22 protein-coding genes are annotated in these 17,148 nt (G+C 62.6%); 14 read left to right on the top strand and 8 right to left on the bottom strand.

Going from position 1 to position 17,148, the window contains the following annotated elements; genetic code table 11:
• A partial coding sequence (locus B2V21_RS01975; protein ID WP_286915888.1) for a hypothetical protein occupies window positions 1–271 on the top strand: 271 nt, incomplete at its 5' end.
• A gap of 77 nt (window positions 272–348) precedes the next feature.
• Here the strand turns inward: B2V21_RS01975 and B2V21_RS01970 are convergent.
• Window positions 349–582: a DUF6555 family protein gene (locus B2V21_RS01970; RefSeq protein ID WP_056842728.1), complete on the bottom strand. Its 234-nt coding sequence runs from the start codon at window positions 580–582 to the stop codon at window positions 349–351.
• A gap of 164 nt (window positions 583–746) precedes the next feature.
• Here B2V21_RS01970 and B2V21_RS01965 point away from each other — a divergent pair, with 164 nt between their 5' ends.
• The gene (locus tag B2V21_RS01965) at window positions 747–875 is read left to right on the top strand and encodes a hypothetical protein (protein WP_286915887.1); all 129 of its coding nucleotides are present in this window, start codon (window positions 747–749) and stop codon (window positions 873–875) included.
• 4 nt (window positions 876–879) lie between these two features.
• Here B2V21_RS01965 and B2V21_RS01960 read toward each other — a convergent pair whose 3' ends face one another.
• Window positions 880–1,053, bottom strand: a complete 174-nt coding sequence (locus B2V21_RS01960) for a hypothetical protein (RefSeq protein WP_161804287.1) — start codon at window positions 1,051–1,053, stop codon at window positions 880–882.
• Between the two features lie 88 nt (window positions 1,054–1,141).
• A complete protein-coding gene (locus B2V21_RS01955) occupies window positions 1,142–1,438 on the bottom strand; it encodes a DUF6388 family protein (RefSeq protein WP_049859568.1) in 297 nt (98 codons plus the stop codon).
• A gap of 141 nt (window positions 1,439–1,579) precedes the next feature.
• On the opposite strand from B2V21_RS01955, the gene B2V21_RS01950 reads away from it, so the two are divergent.
• Entirely contained in the window at window positions 1,580–2,152 is a 573-nt protein-coding gene (locus tag B2V21_RS01950; protein ID WP_286915886.1) for an SPOR domain-containing protein, read from the top strand.
• 28 nt (window positions 2,153–2,180) lie between these two features.
• Here the strand turns inward: B2V21_RS01950 and B2V21_RS01945 are convergent, their stop codons facing one another.
• Window positions 2,181–2,870, bottom strand: coding sequence for an endonuclease (locus B2V21_RS01945; protein ID WP_056842725.1), 690 nt, complete (start codon window positions 2,868–2,870; stop codon window positions 2,181–2,183).
• Between the two features lie 4 nt (window positions 2,871–2,874).
• On the bottom strand, window positions 2,875–3,117 hold the full coding sequence (locus B2V21_RS01940; RefSeq protein ID WP_049859571.1) for a DUF1654 domain-containing protein: 243 nt from the start codon (window positions 3,115–3,117) through the stop codon (window positions 2,875–2,877).
• Window positions 3,118–3,396: 279 nt separating this feature from the next.
• Here B2V21_RS01940 and B2V21_RS01935 point away from each other — a divergent pair, with 279 nt between their 5' ends.
• Genes B2V21_RS01935 through B2V21_RS01920 form a run of 4 tightly spaced genes read left to right on the top strand, consistent with a single transcriptional unit; the run spans window position 3,397 to window position 7,109 of the window.
• Window positions 3,397–4,278: a TauD/TfdA dioxygenase family protein gene (locus B2V21_RS01935; RefSeq protein ID WP_286915885.1), complete on the top strand. Its 882-nt coding sequence runs from the start codon at window positions 3,397–3,399 to the stop codon at window positions 4,276–4,278.
• A 13-nt stretch (window positions 4,279–4,291) separates the two neighbouring features.
• Window positions 4,292–5,173 (top strand): ABC transporter ATP-binding protein, encoded by an 882-nt coding sequence (locus B2V21_RS01930; protein ID WP_286915884.1) that lies wholly within the window; start codon window positions 4,292–4,294, stop codon window positions 5,171–5,173.
• Between the two features lie 38 nt (window positions 5,174–5,211).
• On the top strand, window positions 5,212–6,078 hold the full coding sequence (locus tag B2V21_RS01925; protein ID WP_090358306.1) for an ABC transporter permease: 867 nt from the start codon (window positions 5,212–5,214) through the stop codon (window positions 6,076–6,078).
• 29 nt (window positions 6,079–6,107) lie between these two features.
• Window positions 6,108–7,109 (top strand): ABC transporter substrate-binding protein, encoded by a 1,002-nt coding sequence (locus tag B2V21_RS01920; protein ID WP_286915882.1) that lies wholly within the window; start codon window positions 6,108–6,110, stop codon window positions 7,107–7,109.
• 63 nt (window positions 7,110–7,172) lie between these two features.
• Here B2V21_RS01920 and B2V21_RS01915 read toward each other — a convergent pair whose 3' ends face one another.
• Window positions 7,173–9,206 carry a mechanosensitive ion channel family protein gene (locus B2V21_RS01915; protein ID WP_286915881.1) on the bottom strand — a complete coding sequence of 678 codons (2,034 nt, stop codon included), beginning with the start codon at window positions 9,204–9,206 and terminating at the stop codon, window positions 7,173–7,175.
• A gap of 170 nt (window positions 9,207–9,376) precedes the next feature.
• Here B2V21_RS01915 and B2V21_RS01910 point away from each other — a divergent pair, with 170 nt between their 5' ends.
• From B2V21_RS01910 to B2V21_RS01880, 7 genes are all read left to right on the top strand, one after another.
• Complete coding sequence (locus B2V21_RS01910; RefSeq protein ID WP_056842722.1) at window positions 9,377–10,528, top strand: MFS transporter; 1,152 nt, start codon at window positions 9,377–9,379, stop codon at window positions 10,526–10,528.
• 72 nt (window positions 10,529–10,600) lie between these two features.
• Window positions 10,601–11,092 (top strand): GFA family protein, encoded by a 492-nt coding sequence (locus B2V21_RS01905; RefSeq protein WP_286915880.1) that lies wholly within the window; start codon window positions 10,601–10,603, stop codon window positions 11,090–11,092.
• A 125-nt stretch (window positions 11,093–11,217) separates the two neighbouring features.
• Complete coding sequence (locus tag B2V21_RS01900; protein ID WP_376787059.1) at window positions 11,218–11,550, top strand: hypothetical protein; 333 nt, start codon at window positions 11,218–11,220, stop codon at window positions 11,548–11,550.
• 31 nt (window positions 11,551–11,581) lie between these two features.
• Entirely contained in the window at window positions 11,582–12,727 is a 1,146-nt protein-coding gene (locus tag B2V21_RS01895) for a PQQ-dependent sugar dehydrogenase (RefSeq protein WP_286915879.1), read from the top strand.
• Window positions 12,728–12,834: 107 nt separating this feature from the next.
• The gene (locus B2V21_RS01890; protein ID WP_286915878.1) at window positions 12,835–13,482 is read left to right on the top strand and encodes a glycosyltransferase; all 648 of its coding nucleotides are present in this window, start codon (window positions 12,835–12,837) and stop codon (window positions 13,480–13,482) included.
• A gap of 1 nt (window position 13,483) precedes the next feature.
• The gene (locus B2V21_RS01885) at window positions 13,484–14,329 is read left to right on the top strand and encodes a glycosyltransferase family 2 protein (protein ID WP_286915877.1); all 846 of its coding nucleotides are present in this window, start codon (window positions 13,484–13,486) and stop codon (window positions 14,327–14,329) included.
• A gap of 85 nt (window positions 14,330–14,414) precedes the next feature.
• Entirely contained in the window at window positions 14,415–14,873 is a 459-nt protein-coding gene (locus B2V21_RS01880; RefSeq protein WP_286915876.1) for an REP-associated tyrosine transposase, read from the top strand.
• Window positions 14,874–15,030: 157 nt separating this feature from the next.
• Here B2V21_RS01880 and B2V21_RS01875 read toward each other — a convergent pair whose 3' ends face one another.
• Both B2V21_RS01875 and B2V21_RS01870 read right to left on the bottom strand, forming a co-directional pair.
• On the bottom strand, window positions 15,031–16,995 hold the full coding sequence (locus B2V21_RS01875; protein ID WP_286915875.1) for a response regulator: 1,965 nt from the start codon (window positions 16,993–16,995) through the stop codon (window positions 15,031–15,033).
• The coding region (locus tag B2V21_RS01870; protein ID WP_286915889.1) for an ATP-binding protein at window positions 16,985–17,148 on the bottom strand (164 nt) is incomplete at its 5' end. The genes B2V21_RS01870 and B2V21_RS01875, both read right to left, overlap by 11 nt.

Below are 17,148 nucleotides of genomic sequence, written 5' to 3'. Positions count from 1 at the left end.
CCAATCGCGCCTACCAAACAAAATCCGCTCTGCTGGGCGGTATGAAAGGGCGATCCGAAAGGGTCGCCCTTTTTTGTGCTCAAGGATCGGAAAGTTGCCGGAGGCGTTCCACCAAGGCTTCGAGTTGAGCGCCGCGCATTTCAATCTCGGCGAGCAAGTCGCCAAGCTCCGCGTTTGTTTCTGGTCGAGCCAGGCAGCGCCGGACATCGGCCAGGGCGCCAGTGTACGCCTGCTGATGCTGGTGAAGGCGCATCAGGTGCAGCGCCAATAGTTCTTGCTGGAACATCGCGGCCACCTTCGTGCAGTGTTACGGCAGCCTACCAATGCACGGCACTGGATGTCGCGGATTCAATTCAACGGCCGCCATTGCACATCGCGCAGCCCTCGACGTTCGACGTGGCGGCGCAACTGCTCAGCATGTTCCCCCGCATTGGTGCCGCCATAGACCAGCCCGATTCCCGAGTGCAAGGCCGCGTAGTACCAGGCATCGGCGTCGCTCATGTGCGTGTCTCGCTGTTGAAAGCGCCGGGACTCACCGTTGAGTACATAGCGAATCTCGTAATCCGTGAACCGGCTTGTCATATAATGCTCCCGCTTTACCGGGCATCAGACATGCAGGCCATTGGCCAGTTCCGTCATGATGGCAAAAAACTACTATCGATCAGACCGGGTTATCGGGAAGGCGATGGAGACGATGGACAGGACGTCGAACGCAGGCGGTTCGAGCTGGGCAAGGATGCTTGAGAATGATGAACAAATGGATCGCGTGCATGGCGCTGGCAGTGCTGTTGGCCACTGCCGGCTGGTTCGCCATGGTGATCGACCTGGAAGGGTTGACCTACAGCCGCCATGGCGAATTACCGGATCGTCGGTAAGCGTTCAGCTGGGCTCGGTGGAGGCATCGGCGCCATCGATGTCCGGATCGTCCGGAAGCACTTCGGGCTCGCCGTCATCGGCATCGTTGAGCGCGGCTCCATCGCTGGTCAGGTCATCTGCCAGCGGATCAGCCTCGGCCTGGCCGATCAGCGGGATTGGGTCGATATCGGTATTCATGGCATGCCTCGCACGTTGACGGTGGGTTCATGCATTCGAGGCGTGCGCGACGCGGCAGGTTCTGTTCGATCCGTGACCGTCGGTCATATCAGGGTTCGACTTCGTTGAATTCGCAGTAATCCTCCCAGCTCAGGCCGAGTGCATCGGCCACTTCCTGATGCACCTCCAGACGCATGGCCTTGAGTTCTTCCGGACTTTCAGCAATCAACTGCAGCGCCAGCTCCCAGGGTTCCAGCCCCTGCGCCTGAGCTTCGTCCTCGAACGCCCACTGCACCTGTTCTGCCTGCTCGCGGGCGTTCAGCACCTGAATCTCTTCGCGCAATTCGGGATGTGCATCGAGAAATATCGCCAATGCGGCTTGGTTGCGGTCTTCTTTGGCGATCATGTCTAGGCCCTGCTGATTGTTGGAAATAAAGAGACATGATGCCATGGCGCCGCCGGCCCGTCAGCGACGGTCAACGGGTGGGCGGGCGCGGGGAGGGCGGATGGTGATAAAATCTGCGCCTCGAATTCTGGAGGTAGACGCGTGCACAAGTTGATGATGGTGATGGCAGTGCTGACGTTGGCCGGGTGCGGCACGGCGTTCGAAAAAGCCCACGAGGCGGTCTCGCAGTTGCTGGAGAACCCCAAGACGGCGCGTTTCACCAATGTGCGCACCACCGACCAAGGCAACTACTGTGGCCAGGTGAAGGGCAAGGACGCCCAAGGCGTCTACGGACCTTACCGCAGCTACGCGGCGATTCCCCATGGCGACCAGTTCGAGGTCGTCATCGACAATGACGGCAACGATCCGCGCGTGCGCGAGGTGTGCGGCAGTGCCGAGGAGCTGCTGCCGCCAGTGGATGTCGCCGAGCAGCAGGGGCAGCAATGGGAGGTGCGTATCGTTTCTGGCCGCAACATGGGCTCGGTGACCGACATGGCCGCCCGGCTGGTAGAAAATGGTTTCGTCGCCAGCTTCGTCCAGCATGACGGGGAAACCATCATCTATCTCGGGCCATTCGACAGCAAAGCCGAAGCTGAAAAGGAGCGGGCACGTCTGATGGGTTCGCGCGGAATCGAGTCGGTGGTGATGCCGTTCAGCAAGGCGGACAAGCCCTGAAGCAAGGATGCACTTCAGGGCCTCGGCGTCAGCCGCAGGCCTTGAGGTCCACCGGTCCGACGAACGCATTGCCATGCCCCATCACACAGGCCACCTGCTGGTTGCGCTGGCGCTCCCAGACCTGCACCGGATAGGTCTTGTCCCACGCCTGGTACAGCTGGGTGTCCTGGCGCGACAGGCGTAGCCCGTACTGCTTGCTCATGTACAGATAGGTGCGCGCGATCATGCCGCGGATCGACGGTCGGGGCATGACCTTTTTCGCCTTGAAGTCGACCTGGGTCAGGCACGAACCGTATTGCCCGCGCTGTTCGGGCAGCCAGCCGAAGCTGAAATTGTTCCGGTCGCCGTTCACTTCGCCGATGCTCGGCACCAGGTTGTGCAAGTCGGCCTCGGCGGTCTGGTAGACCTTGTCATTGCGGGTGCAGTTCTTGCGGCCTCCGTTTTGCCAGCATTGGCGCTGGTGGCCGATCTGCCAGGCGGGCACGATGTGTTCCCATTCGATACGCGCGGCGCGGTTGGCATTCTTGCGCGGGACATAACCGCAGGCGGCAAGGTCCACGCGGTTGCCGCTGTACTTGCAGCCGCAATAGAACTCCGTGGATTGTGGCGCGTACAGCTTCCAGGCGATCTTCTTGGCTTCGCTGAAGGTGCGCGGGGCATCGGCGTGGGCGGTGAAACTGAACAGCATCAAACTGACGAACAGACTGCGAACCATCATTGAATCAATCTTCCTTCGGTACAACCCAGAAAATCTGCACGCCACCGTCGTCGCGGTGGGCAAGGGTGACGTTGTCGTTCTCGGCGATTTCTTCGAGCATTTGCGCCCAGTCATCCTCGCTCTCGTGTTCGAGCCGAAAGATGAGAGCGGCACGGGATTTCTGCGCGGTGGGCGAGTTGATGATCTTCTGGATGCGCACGCCTAGACGTTCATAGGCGCTCGGCGCGGCGGGGGTGGCAGTGGTCACGACGCGTTTCCTTGATGGGCTGTACGTGCGTACAGTATTTGACTGTAAGACGTTTCGCAATAGCCCGGGGTAAATAGCGGGTTTCTGACAGCGGATTCGCAATTTTTCTTCCGCGTTCACGAAAAAAACTGAGTCCGATCAGAGACATCCGACACGACGCGTCGAATTGAAAGTCCCGACGGAGATATGGTTATGCGATAACGATATTTAAAATTTCGTTCTTATACCTCTACAGTTCGGCCATTCACTCGTACTCAATAGCCAGAGTCGGAGCACAACATGGCCGTCGCCCTTTCAGAAATCCCTCGTCAGTCCTTCGAGATCCGTCCGTTGGTCGGCCATGTCGGGGCCGAAATCATCGGTCTGGATTTGCGCCTTCCACTCAACGACCAGGATTTCGCCAGCATCCACCGGGCCCACCTCGATCATCACGTCGTGGTCTTTCGTGACCAGCGCATCACGCCCCAGCAGCAGATCGACTTCAGCCGCCGTTTCGGTGTGCTGCAGATCCATGTGCTCAAGCAGTTTCTGCTGGCCGGGCATCCAGAGATTCTCATCGTTTCCAACATCGTCGAGAACGGCCAGCCGGTCGGGCTGGGTGACGCGGGCAAGTATTGGCATTCGGACCTGTCGTACAAAGAGCTGCCCAGCCTGGGCTCGATGCTGCATGCGCAGGAGTTGCCCAGCGAGGGCGGCGACACCCTGTTCGCCGACATGCATCGAGCCTGGGACACTCTTCCGTCAGCCTTGCGCGAGGCGGTCGAAGGCAAGCAGGCCGTGCACTCGTACACCGCGCGCTACAGCGAGGGCAAGAATGCGGCCAACTGGCGGCCGACCTTGACGGCAGAGCAGCTGGCCCAAGTGGTGACCGTGACCCATCCGGTGGTCCGTACCCATCCGGAAAACGGCCGCAAGGCCCTGTTCGTCAGTGAAGGGTTCACCACCCACATCGTCGGCCTTCCGGAAGACGAAAGCCGTGATCTGCTGCAGCAGCTCTATGCCCACAGCGTGCGCGAAGACAACGTCTATCGGCATCAATGGCAAGCCCACGACATGGTCTTCTGGGATAACCGCTCGTTGATTCACCTCGCGGCCGGCTGCCCGGACCACCTGCGGCGCAAGCTGTACCGCACCACCATCCAGGGCGATGCGCCATTTTGATAGGGAGTCTTGCATGAACGCTGCACTGCCAGGCCACACGGCCAGCGCTGGTACCGATTCGGCAACCGGGCAACGGGCGATTCCCGAAACCCTGTTGCAGGTAGAGAACGTTAGCCTCGAGTACCGCACCTCCGAACGGGTGGTGCGTGCGACGCACCAGGTCAGCTTCGAAGTCGATCGGGCCGATCGCTTCGTCTTGCTAGGCCCGTCCGGGTGCGGCAAATCCACCTTGCTCAAGGCCGTGGCCGGTTTCATCAAGCCCAGTGAAGGTCAGATCCGCCTCGCGGGTGAGCGGATCGAAGAGCCGGGCCCCGACCGGATCGTGGTGTTTCAGGAGTTCGACCAGCTGCCGGCCTGGAAAACCGTGATCGAGAACGTGATGTTTCCGCTATTGGCGTCGCGGACGCTCAAGCGTGCCGAGGCCAACGAGCGGGCCCGTTACTACCTGGAGAAGGTCGGCCTGAGTGCCTTTGCCGATGCCTACCCCCACACCCTTTCCGGCGGCATGAAGGCGCGGGTGGCGATCGCCCGGGCGTTGGCCATGCAGCCGAAGATCCTGCTCATGGACGAGCCGTTCGCTGCCCTCGATGCGCTGACGCGACGCAAGATGCAGGAAGAGCTGCTGGAGCTGTGGCAGGAAGTGCGCTTCACCTTGCTGTTCGTCACCCACTCCATCGAGGAAGCCTTGGTGGTGGGCAATCGCATTCTGCTGCTCTCACCTCATCCGGGCCGGGTGCGGGCCGAGATCAACAGCCACCAGTTCGACCTGGGCAGCCTGGGCGGCGCGGACTTCCAGGCCAGTGCCCAGCGCATTCACCGGCTGCTGTTCGACGAAGGTGAGGAGCCGGTGATGGACCGCCCGGTGGATTTCCAGCATTTGCGCATCGCCTATTGATATCGCTGCACTGACCTCGCCGCATTCGGAGCACATCCATGAGCCTTTCCCCACCCGTGCGTCAGGAGTACGAAGTTGCTCTTGAGCCGTTCACTCAATCCGAACTCGTTCGGGATATCTCCCTGCCTCGGCGTATCTGGCAACAGGCGTGGGTGCGCAAGGGTGTGATCCTGCTCGCCCTGGCCGTGCTCTGGGAACTGGCGGCACGCTGGCAGAACAATGATCTGCTGCTGCCCAGTTTCCTGCAGACCGCCAACGCCTTCATCGATGGCATCGCCAGTGGCGAACTGCTGAGCAAGGTGTGGATTTCCCTGACCGTGCTGATAAAGGGCTACCTGATCGGTATCGTCCTGGCATTCGGTTTGACCACCCTGGCGGTCTCGACCCAGCTGGGGCGCGACCTGCTCAGCACGCTGACCGCCATGTTCAACCCGCTGCCGGCCATTGCCTTGTTGCCGCTGTCGTTGCTGTGGTTCGGCCTGGGCGAGAACAGCCTGATCTTCGTGCTGGTGCATTCGGTGTTGTGGGCGCTTGCCTTGAACACCTACGCCGGTTTCCTCGGCGTTTCTGAAACCCAGCGCATGGCCGGGCGCAACTATGGGCTGCGTGGCTTGCGCTTCGTCTGGTACATCCTGATACCGGCAGCGCTGCCGTCGATCCTGGCGGGCCTCAAGATCGGCTGGGCGTTCGCCTGGCGCACATTGATCGCCGCCGAACTGGTGTTCGGTGCGTCGTCCGGCAAGGGCGGCCTGGGTTGGTACATCTTCCAGAACCGCAACGAGCTGTACACCGACAAGGTGTTCGCCGGACTGGCCGCAGTGATCCTGATCGGCCTGCTGGTGGAAAACCTGCTGTTCAACACCTTCGAACGTCTGACCATCAAGCGCTGGGGCATGCAGCGCTGATCCCTCAATCCCTGTCCAGAGCATTCAACATGGTATTTGCAAACAAGCTTTCCCTGGCCTGCGGCCTCGCCGCCGCGCTGCTGACCGGTGGGGCCAGCGCCGAAGGCAAGATCAGCATCGCCCAGCAGTTCGGCATCGGCTACCTCATTCTCGATGTGGTGCGTGACCAGCACCTGATCGAGAAGCACGGCAAGCAGCAGGGCATCGACATCGAGGTGGACTGGAACAGCATTTCCGGCGCGACCGCGATGAACGAGGCGTTGCTCGCCGGTGCGTTGGACGTGGTTTCGGCCGGTGTGCCGCCGATGCTCACCGTGTGGGATCGGACCAAGGGCCGGCAGAACGTCAAGGCCATTGCCTCGCTGGGCTCCATGCCCAACTACCTGCTCAGCAACAATCCAGACGTGAAGGCCTTGAAAGACTTCACCGACAAGGATCGCATCGCGGTGCCCGCCGCTGGCGTGGGCTTCCAGTCGCGGACCCTGCAGTTGGAAACAGCCAAGCTGTACGGCGACAAGGAATTCAAGAAATTCGACAACATTTCGGTGAGCATTCCCCATCCGGATGCCACCTCGGCACTGATCGCCGGCGGTTCGGAAATCAGCGCGCATTTCTCCAGCCCGCCGTTCCAGTACCAGGCCCTGGAAAACCCCAAGGTGCACAAGGTGCTCAGCAGCTACGACATCCTCGGTGGCCCGGCGACCTTCAACGTGCTGTACACCACGCAGAAATTCCACGACGAAAACCCCAAGACCTACAAGGCGTTCTATGACGCGCTGGTGGAAGCGGCGCAGATCGTCAAGGCGGACAAGGTAGCCGCCGCCAAGACCTACATCCGTGTCGAGAAATCCACCCTGAGCGAGGCCTTCGTCGAGAAGATCGTGAAGGACCCGGAGATCGACTTCACCGTGGTCCCGCAACGCACCTTCATCTACGCCGAACGCCTGCATGAGCTGGGCGTGCTGAAGAACAAAGCGCAGAGCTGGAAGGACTACTTCTTCGAAGAAGCGCACGGCGGCGACGGCAGCTGATCATTGCTTTGAAAGCATCGACGCCGGCGCTCACATGCCCTGTGAGCGTCGGCGTCTTGCGTTTCAGACGGCGGCGGGTGCGGGCAGGCCCATGGCAGGGTAGTACTGGGCGAAACGCACGTTGTCGTGCTGGTCGACGAGCTTCTTCAGCCGCTCGTTGAACGCCCGCCCGACACCGTACTGCCCGCCGGACACCGTGCGGAACTGTGCAGTGAGCACGATGCCGTTGAGGTCCATCTTGTCCACCCCGAACACCTGCAGCGGCCCCTGCAGGTTGTGCTTGAGCATCACGTCGTCGACGATCGATTGGCCCGCCTGCTTGATCAGGTCCAGGGCCGTATCGATGTCGCTGTCGTAGGTGAACTGCACCGAAAAGAACGCATAGGCGAACTGCCGGGACTGGTTGGTCACTGCCTTGATCTGGCCGAACGGCACCGAATGCACGAAGCCCTTGCCGTCGCGCAGGCGCAGGGTGCGGATCGTCAGGCTCTCCACGGTGCCCGCATGCCCGGAATCGAGCACCACCCAGTCGCCGATGGCGATGGTGTCTTCGATGAGAATGAACAGCCCGGTAATGACATCCTGCACCAGCTGTTGCGAGCCGAAGCCGATGGCCAGGCCGACCACCCCGGCACCGGCCAGCAGCGGCGCGACGTTGATGCCTAGGTTGGCCATGGTGGTGATGGTGCAGATCACCAGCAGGATTATTTTGATCGCGTTGCGCAGCATCGGCAGGATGGTCAACACCCGCGTGCTCGGCTGACGCGTGGCGCGCTTGCCCACCGAGGGCTTCAGCGCTTCTTGGATGGCGGTGTCCAGCACCACCCACAGCAGCCAGGTGACCAGCAGGATCAAGCCGATGCTGCTCAGCGAATCACTGATGGCGCGGCCCATGCTGTTACGCGCGGCGAACTCCAGCATCGACACGCCCCAGATGCGCCCCAGCAGCTCGATGAAGGCGATGGCCATGGCGATGCGTGCCACCGCGTGCCCCAGGCTGCGCAGCAGCTCTTTATAGGGACGCAGACGCGGCGTGGCCGTGGCAGGAGGCTTGAACAGGTGCTGCATGACCGTGCTGAGAAACACCGTGGCGATCAGCAGGACCGTGGTCAGCAGCGCATTCTGCAAGGCTTTCTGGCTTTCCTCCCCCGCACCGATCAGATGCACCGCCGACACCAGGATCATCAGCAGAATGGGCAGGTACCACAGGGATGAGAACAGCCGTAGCGATTCCTGCACCGCACGATGCTGCAGACGCTGCGGCAGTGGCCGGTTGCGGATCAGGTGGGCCACCGGCCGGCGCATGCGTACCACCAATACGGCGAACGAGAGAGTGGCGAACAGGCCGGCGACCACCGCCAGGCTGGCAGTGAAATTGGTCCCCAGTTGCCGAGCGATCTGCGGGCTGGTCAGTGCATCGCTGAGGGCGGCAAGAAAGCCGATCATGAACAGCGGCCGTGGCGCATAGCGTCGCAAGGCGCCGACGGCAGCGCGTTTGTGTCCGCTGTCGAACAGGGTGATCACGCACATGATCACCGAAGTTGAGAAAATGCCGCTGCTGGTGGCGTAGGCCAGCGACATGCCGATGGCGCGGGCGATGGACATGTCCAAGGAATGACTGGCGTACAGCGTCACCGGCAACGCGACGATGGCCGCAAGGGTGAAGGGCAAAATATAGCCGAGCAGGTTGTGCAGGCGGGGCCGTTCCCGGACGAATCGGCGGCGTGCGCTGCGCGCGACGATGAAGCGCCCGAGGAAATGCACGGCCAGAAACGTGGCCATCCAGCACACCGACAGCAGGATGAAATCGGTCGACAGGTCCAGCGCCGAGCGTGAATGCCGATTGATCAGCGTGTCGACCTCGCTGGCGGCGCGGTCGGTGCGCAAGCGCCAGGTGTCGAGCACGTGCTCGTCCAGATCGAGCTTTTTCTGCACATCATCGATGCCGTTGCTGAGGGCGCCCAGCAGACCTCCCTGCACCAGCGGCGCGGGGTCTTCGGCGGGTGCATCGGCTGCGGGTGCTTCGGCGGCCTGCAGGCTGAAACTCAGCAGCACAGATAGCAGGAAGAGGGTGAATCTGGCGCGGGAACTGAACACAATGCGGGTCGCTCTATTGGTCGGTACACCAGTCACTGATTGAATTTTGCCGGGCAAGTTCGCCGATTGGCGGCATTTGTCGGGATTGTTCATCTTGCGTTTGGGGCATCCGCCATTTGTTCGGGGCGGGTCTGCTACCGTTCATACGTTTCTCATCCAAGGCTTTGATCATGTCGTCGAGCAGCACCTACGCCACCGCCGCACCCGGGCGGCGAGAGCAGTTTTCCACCCGTATCGCTTTCTTCATCGCCGGCTTCGCCATGGCCGCCTGGGCCCCGCTGGTGCCCTTGGCCAAGGCGCGGGCGGAACTCAGCGATGGCAGCCTGGGGTTGCTGTTGCTGGGCCTGGGGGCCGGTTCGATTCTGGCCATGCCGTTGTCCGGTTATCTGTGCGCCCGCTGGGGTTGTCGACGTGTCATCGTCGGTGCCGGCGTGCTGATCTGCCTGATGTTGCCCCTGCTGGCCACGGCCGGGACCCTGCCGCTGTTGATCGGTGCGGTGTTGCTGTTCGGCGCAGGGATGGGGGCCATCGACTGCGCCATGAATATCCAGGCAGTGCTGGTCGAGAAGGCCAGTGGCCGACCGATGATGTCGGGCTTCCATGGCCTGTTCAGCGTGGGTGGCATACTCGGGGCCGGCGGCATGACCGCACTGCTCGCGCTGGGCCTGACGCCGCTGCTGGCAGTGGCCTGTGTGGTGGCAGTGACCCTGCTGGCGGTATTCAAGGCCGCACCCCACCTGCTGCCCTATGGCAACGAAAGCGACGGCCCGTTGTTCGCCATGCCGCGCGGCATCGTGCTGTTTCTCGGTGCGCTGTGCTTCATCGTCTTTCTCACCGAGGGCGCGATGCTCGACTGGAGTGCGGTGTTCCTGGTCTCCGAGCGGGACATGCAACCGGCCTATGCCGGACTTGGCTATGCGGCGTTCGCCACTGCCATGACCATCGGCCGTCTGACCGGCGACAGGATCGTCGCTCGCTTCGGTGGGGCGCGGGTGACCTTGTTCGGTGGGCTGTGCGCCGCTGCCGGACTGGCCCTGTCGCTTGCCATCCCGGCCTGGCCTGCCGCGTTGCTGGGTTATGCGCTGATCGGCGCCGGTTGCTCCAACATCGTCCCGGTGCTGTTCACCGCTGTCGGCCGGCAGACCACCATGCCGCAGAGCGCGGCCATCCCGGCCATGACCTCGCTGGGGTATGCGGGGATTCTGGTAGGGCCGGCGTTTATCGGCTTCGTCGCCCACGGCAGCAGCCTGTCGATCGCGCTGGGCGTGCTGATCGTGCTGCTGCTGTTCGTCGCCGCCAGCGGGCGCTACCTGCGAAACTGAAGCGACCGTGCAGGGTCTACGCTGAACGGGGTCCAGCCGACCCTTCATGGTCATTCGATACGGAGTTCAGCCATGCAATTGCACGGATCCTGTCACTGCGGTGCCGTCACCTTCAGCCTGCACAGCGCCCACCCTTATCCTTATCAGCGTTGCTACTGTTCGATCTGCCGCAAGACCCAGGGCGGCGGTGGCTACGCGATCAACCTGGGGGGCGAGGCCGCAAGCCTCAATGTGCAGGGCCGCAGCCACATCACCGTCTACCACGCCCGGATGCCCGACGAAGACGGCACTGGCACCCACACCAGCACCGCCGAACGGCATTTCTGTCATCTGTGCGGCAGTGCGTTGTGGCTGTTCGATCCGGCCTGGCCGGAGCTGGTGCATCCGTTCGCCAGCGCCATCGACAGCGAGCTGCCCGTGCCGCCGGAGCACACTCACCTGCTGCTGGACTCCAAGGCAGGGTGGGTTGAGGTGGAAGCCGGCAAGAATGACCGGCAATTCCAGCAGTATCCTGAAGAATCCTTGGCTCAATGGCACGAGCGGCTCGGCTTGACTCAGGACTGAGCCCGCGGGCCGTTCGGAAACATGGTGAATCACCTCGGGGGTGTCGTCAGGCCATGGCGCGGCGAACGCCGAGGACGATTCGGCCTCAAAGGCCTGAACCCACCGTGATCGAGGACACGCCCTTCATGAAGTTGTCCCTATTGGCGACCGTGCTTCTTGGCGCGATGCTGTCCCATTCGGCATTGGCCGACGTGGCCGCTGCACACGCGCCGCTACGCCAGCCCATCAGCCTGGCTGCAAACGACACCTCCAACCCCTATAACAGCCCGATCCGACGGATCAACCCCAACAGTCGGCAGGGCACCACCGCGCCCAATCCGCAGCTGCGCCAGCCGACACCGCGCACCGATAACCCGCGGCCGCCGACGCTGGAAAACCGCGGCATCGGCAACGGCGACAACCTGCGCCGGCCGGCCAACGGCACCCAGCAACCGCGCACTGCCCCTGGCACGCGGTGATTCCTCTTTTTTTCGCTGAAGGATAAGCCCTATGTTGCACAAGACCCTTTTCGCCTCGGCCTTCGCCGGCCTTGCCCTGTACGGAGTGGCCGCTTCGGCAGCCACGGTGAAAACCTATCAGAGCGAACTGGGCCAGGTGACGGTCACCACCGTTGCCGAAGGCCTCAAATACCCGTGGGCTCTGGCGTTCTTGCCGGACAACAAGGGCATGCTGGTGACCGAAAAACCAGGTGATCTGCGCGTGGTCAGCACCGAAGGCAAGATTTCGTCGCCCATCAGCGGCGTGCCGCAGGTCTGGGCGAAGAACCAGGGCGGGCTGCTCGACGTGGTGCTATCGCCCGACTTCAAGGCTGACCGCATGGTCTACCTGTCGTATGCCGAGCAGGGTGAGGACGGCAAGGGCGGCACGGCGGTAGGTCGCGGCCGGTTGTCCGAGGACCTGACTCACTTGGAAAACTTCACCACGATCTTCCGTCAGGAGCCCAAGCTGTCGGTTGGCAACCATTTCGGTTCGCGGCTGGTGTTCGACCGTGACGGCTACCTGTTCATCGCCTTGGGCGAAAACAACCAGCGCTCGACTTCCCAGGATCTGGACAAGCTGCAGGGCAAGGTTGTGCGTATCTTTCCCGACGGCAAGGTGCCCAAGGACAACCCATTCGTAGGACAGAAAAACGTGCGCCCGGAAATCTGGTCGTTCGGCCACCGCAACCAGCAGGGTGCCGCCTTGAACCCGTGGACAGGCACCCTGTGGACCCATGAGCACGGCGCCAAAGGTGGCGATGAGCTGAACATCATCGAGAAGGGGGCCAATTACGGCTGGCCGCTCTACACCCACGGCATCAACTATTCCGGCGAGCCGATTCCCGAAGCGAAAGGGAAAACCGGTCCGGGCATCACCGATCCCTACCATGTCTGGGAGAAGTCGCCGGCCATCAGCGGCATGGCGTTTTATGACAATGACAAGTTCAAGCGCTGGAATCACAACCTGTTCATCGGTGGGCTGGCGTCCGAAGACCTCATCCGCCTGCAGTTCGAAGACGACAAGGTGGTGCACGAAGAACGTCTGCTGGGCGAGCGCGGTGAGCGTATCCGCGACGTGCGTCAGGGTCCCGACGGCTATCTCTACGTGCTGACCGATGACGACGACGGCGAATTGCTCAAGATCGGCCTGGAATGAATCGGCTCATTTGATCGACGCCGTGAAACCTCTTGGCCATCTTCGAGTCGATTGCTGGTCAACGACTTGCAGGGTCCTGGCGATTCCATGGTCTCAAGAGGTTCAGCATGATCGGCGTCATCATACCCGTGCACAACGAGCAGGCCAGCCTCGACCGATGCCTGCGATCGGTCATGCTGGCCGCCGAGCATGGCACCTTGTGCACCGAGCTGGTCCGTATCGTTGTGGTGCTGGATAACTGCAGCGATCGGTCGCGGGACATTGCCCAGCGCTACCCGGTGCGGTTGATCGATATCGGCGCTGGCAGCAAAGTCACTGCCCGGGCGGCGGGCGCTGCTCATCTGGTCCAGGCTGGAGCGCGTTGGCTGGCCTGGACCGAGGCCGACGCTCGCGTTCCCGATGACTGGCTGGCGGCTCAGTTGGCGTACCGGGTGGATGCAGTCTGTGGTCGCGTGGACCTCGAACCGGGCATGTTGAAGGCAGTTGCCGGCCAGCGTCGCCGACGGTCCATTGCCTTTGACGAGCCGCGGCCCAGTGTTCATGGTGCGAACCTGGGCATCAGTGCCGCAGCCTATGCGGAGGCGGGCGGGCTCAAGGCGGGGCAGGATGAGGTGCAGCTGATTCGTCAGATAGAATCCAGTGGTCGGCGTATCGCCTGGAGTGGTTCGGTGCGTGTGAGGCGCGGTACACCGGTTGGCAGTGGTTATGGCGAGCCGGTGCGGCTTCCGGCATTGAGCAAGGTCAGTGGGTTCTGAAATGTTGAATGTGATTACGCTGGTGCATGGCCGCGAGCGGCAGCTGGACAACGTCATCCGCGGACTGGAGCGGGGTAGCCTGATGCCGGAGGCGTTCTGGGTGGTGTTCATGAACCAGCCTGCGCGCGATCTGCACAGTGAGTGTTTTCCGATTCACTGCCTGGTGGTCGACGATGCTTCCCACGGTCTACCGCTGGCCAAGGCGCGCAATGCAGTGCGCCAGTGCGAAGGCGAGCGGTGGGTGTTTCTCGACGTGGACTGCATTCCTGGCGAAAGCCTGCTTTCCGATTACGCGGTTGCGTTGCGCGAGATGCCTGACACCTTGCATCTGGGTGAGGTGCGCTATCTGCCCAGCACCGCGCAGATGGAGGGCTGGACCCATGCCACGCTGGCCCGCGATGGGGTGGCCCACCCGTTGAGCCAATACCGGGGCGAACCGGGATCGCTGCTGCCCCATCATCTGTTCTGGTCGCTGAATTTTGCCTGTACGCGCGAGGTGTTCGAGCGCGTCGGTGGCTTCGACGAGGGTTATCTGGGCTACGGTGCTGAAGACACCGATTTCGCTTTCAGTGCGCGTCGGCAGGGTGTCGAGTTGAGGACGGCGGCGGCACAGGCTTTCCATCAATACCACCCCACCTGGCGTCCGCCGCTCAACCATTTCTCCGCGATCGTGGCCAATGCGCAGCGCTTCCATCAACGCTGGCAGGAGTGGCCCATGGAGGGCTGGCTTGGCGAGTTCGTCGAGCTGGGTCTGGTGAGCTGGTCTGCGCAATCGTTGCAGATTCTGCGCCATCCGACCGATGCGGAAGTCGACGCCTGCCTGGATCGTGCAGGGTCGGGGTTCTGAAGCGGCCGTCCGATTCGGCAACGATTGCCGGCTTGCTCACGGTTCACCGGTTTCCTACCTTGATGGCTTTTTCGGAGGCCAGGGAATGTCGGCGTGCAGGAGAGCCTGTGGGTTGCGCAAGGGGCGCGCGAGCGAAGTGGGTCAGGTGTATTCGATCACCTGTGTGACGGCAGACCGGGAATCGGTGTTCGCCTGTTGGCGAAGTGCTCGGTTGTTGGTAGCTCAGTTGCGGGCCATGCATGAGTCAGGGGATGTCGAATCCCTGGCATGGGTGGTGATGCCGGATCATGTGCATTGGTTGTTCCAACTGCACAAGGGCGACCTGGCCACGGTCATCTGCCGCATGAAGGCGCGCAGCAGCCTGGCCATCAATCGCCGCAACGCGACTTGCGGCCGCCTTTGGCAGAAAGGCTACTACGACAGAGCAATGCGCCGCGAAGACGACCTGCGAGCGGCAGCCCGCTACATCATCATGAACCCCGTTCGCGCTGGTCTGGTCGAGAAGGTCGGTGATTATCCGCTGTGGGATGCGATCTGGCTGTGATCGGCAAGCGCATCGACTGCAGACGCGTTGTGTCAGAGATATCGCATGCACCGCCGACAGGTGTACACCCCCCTGTAGCAGCGGCGCGAGCCGCGTCCGGGGGCGGCGCGGTGGGTCAGGAGGAGTGCGTAGACCGCCGACGCGGCTTGCGCCGCTGCTACAGGGGATCGCGTTCGAGGAGGTGGGCGATGCGGCCGACCAGGTCGCCCATGCGGAAGGGTTTGATGACCAGGTCCATGCCCTCGGCGAGGAAGGTCTGCAGGTCCAGGGCGTTTTCGGCGTAGCCGGTCATGAACAGCACCGGCAGCTCGGGACGCATGTCGCGGGCGGCGTCGGCGAGGACGCGGCCGTTCATTTGCGGCAAGCCCACATCGGTCAGCAGCAGCTGGATCGACGGGTCGGTACGCAGGGCTTCCAAGGCATCCAGCGCGCTGTCCACCTCGGTGCAGCGATAGCCCGCATCGGTCAGCGCCTCGACCACGAACATCCGTACCGACGCCATGTCTTCCACGATCAACAGGTGCTCACCCTTGCCGCGATTCTCCAACTGCACCGGTTCGCTGGGCAGCGGCAGCAGCGCAAGGCCGGCCGGGAGCATCAAGGTGACCTCGGTGCCATGACCGAGCAGACTGCGAATCCTCACATCACCGCCAGACTGCCGGGCAAAGCCGTAGATCGTCGACAGGCCCAACCCCGTGCCCTTGCCGACCGCCTTGGTGGTGAAAAACGGATCGAAGACCTTGTCGATGATGCTGTGATCGATCCCCGTACCGTCGTCGCGCACCGACAACACCACGTAGTCGCCGTCGGCCAGGCGCGTGTCGCCTCGCGAATAGGCAGCGAAGGTCGACAGGCGGATGTTGCCACCTTCGGGCAGCGCATCGCGGGCGTTGATCACCAGGTTCAACACGGCGTTTTCGAACTGGATCGGATCGACCATGGCAATCGCCGCGCTGTCGGTCAGGTCCAGGCTCAAGGTGATCCGCTCGCCGATGGTGCGGCGCAGCAGGTCTTCCAATGAATGCACGTGCTGATTGATCGCGATCGGCCGGGTGTCCAGCGGCTGCTGGCGGGCGAAGGCGAGCATGCGATGGGTGAGGGCGGCGGCGTTGGTGGCCGACTGCAGCGCCGCGTCGGCGTAGCGCGACACGGTCTTGTCGACGCTGGCTGTGGCACCGGCGGGCTCCACCCGCTTCTTGATGAGTTCCAGCGCCGTGATGATACCGGTCAGCAGGTTGTTGAAGTCGTGGGCGATGCCCCCGGTGAGCTTACCCAGCGCGTCCATCTTCTGCACCTGCAGCAGCTGGGTTTCGGTGCGTGCCCGCTCTGCCACTTCCTGGGCCAGCAAGGTCTGAGCGTCGGCCAACTGGATCTGTTGTTGACGCTCGCGCTGGCGATGCTCGGTCACGTCCTCGATGAACACCAGGCTATGCCCAGGAGCGCGGTAGGGCGAGACTTGCCATTCGGTTTCACGCAGCTGTTCGTCGACCTTGAGGGTCAGGTTGCCACGCCAGCGTTCGCCCTTGCTCAAGCGCACCTGCAGATCGTCCAGCACCGATTCCTGGCCCGCAGCCAATTGCGCCTGCAGGCTGGTCAGGGAGACCGGCGTAGGCAGGAGCTGGGAGAAGGCATGGTTGCACTCGATCACCTGCAACTGCTCGTCGATCACCGCGATGGGGGCGGCGATGTTGGCGAAAATCTCGCGAAAACGTGCCTCGCTCTCGCGCAGAGCGTTTTCCGTGTCGCGCACGCGCAACAGCGTGCGCAACGTCGCCAGCAGCACATCGGCATCGACCGGATGTATCAGGTAGGCGTCGGCACCGGCTTCAAGCCCGGTGATGATGTCGCCGGTCTGGATCGACGCCGCCGAGACATGGATGATCGGCAGCAAGGCCGTGGCCGGCTTGGCGCGCAGCAAGCGGACGATGTCGAAACCGCTCATGTCCGGCAGGTTGACGTCCAGGATCAGCGCATCCAGCGGCTCGCTGGCGATGAGCGCAAGGCCATCGCCACCGGTGCCGGCTTCCAGAATGGTGATGTCGTGCTGCTCCAATCGGCGCCGCAAGGCGTAGCGCGTGGCGCTGTTGTCGTCGACGATGAGGACGCGCACTTCAGGTGTCATGGCCAGGCTCCGGCGCGATGGCCAACGGAATGATCACAAAGAATGTCGAACCCACGCCTGGACTGCTCTCCACGCCTACCGTGCCACCCAGCAGTTCGGCAAAGCGCTTGCACAGCGACAGGCCCAGCCCCGTGCCGCGCAGGCGCTTCTGCA

It is taken from the genome of Pseudomonas sp. UBA6276 (genome assembly GCF_002438365.1).
Taxonomy (GTDB): domain Bacteria; phylum Pseudomonadota; class Gammaproteobacteria; order Pseudomonadales; family Pseudomonadaceae; genus Aquipseudomonas; species Aquipseudomonas coleopterorum.
This window is presented reverse-complemented; position numbering and strand designations above follow the sequence as displayed.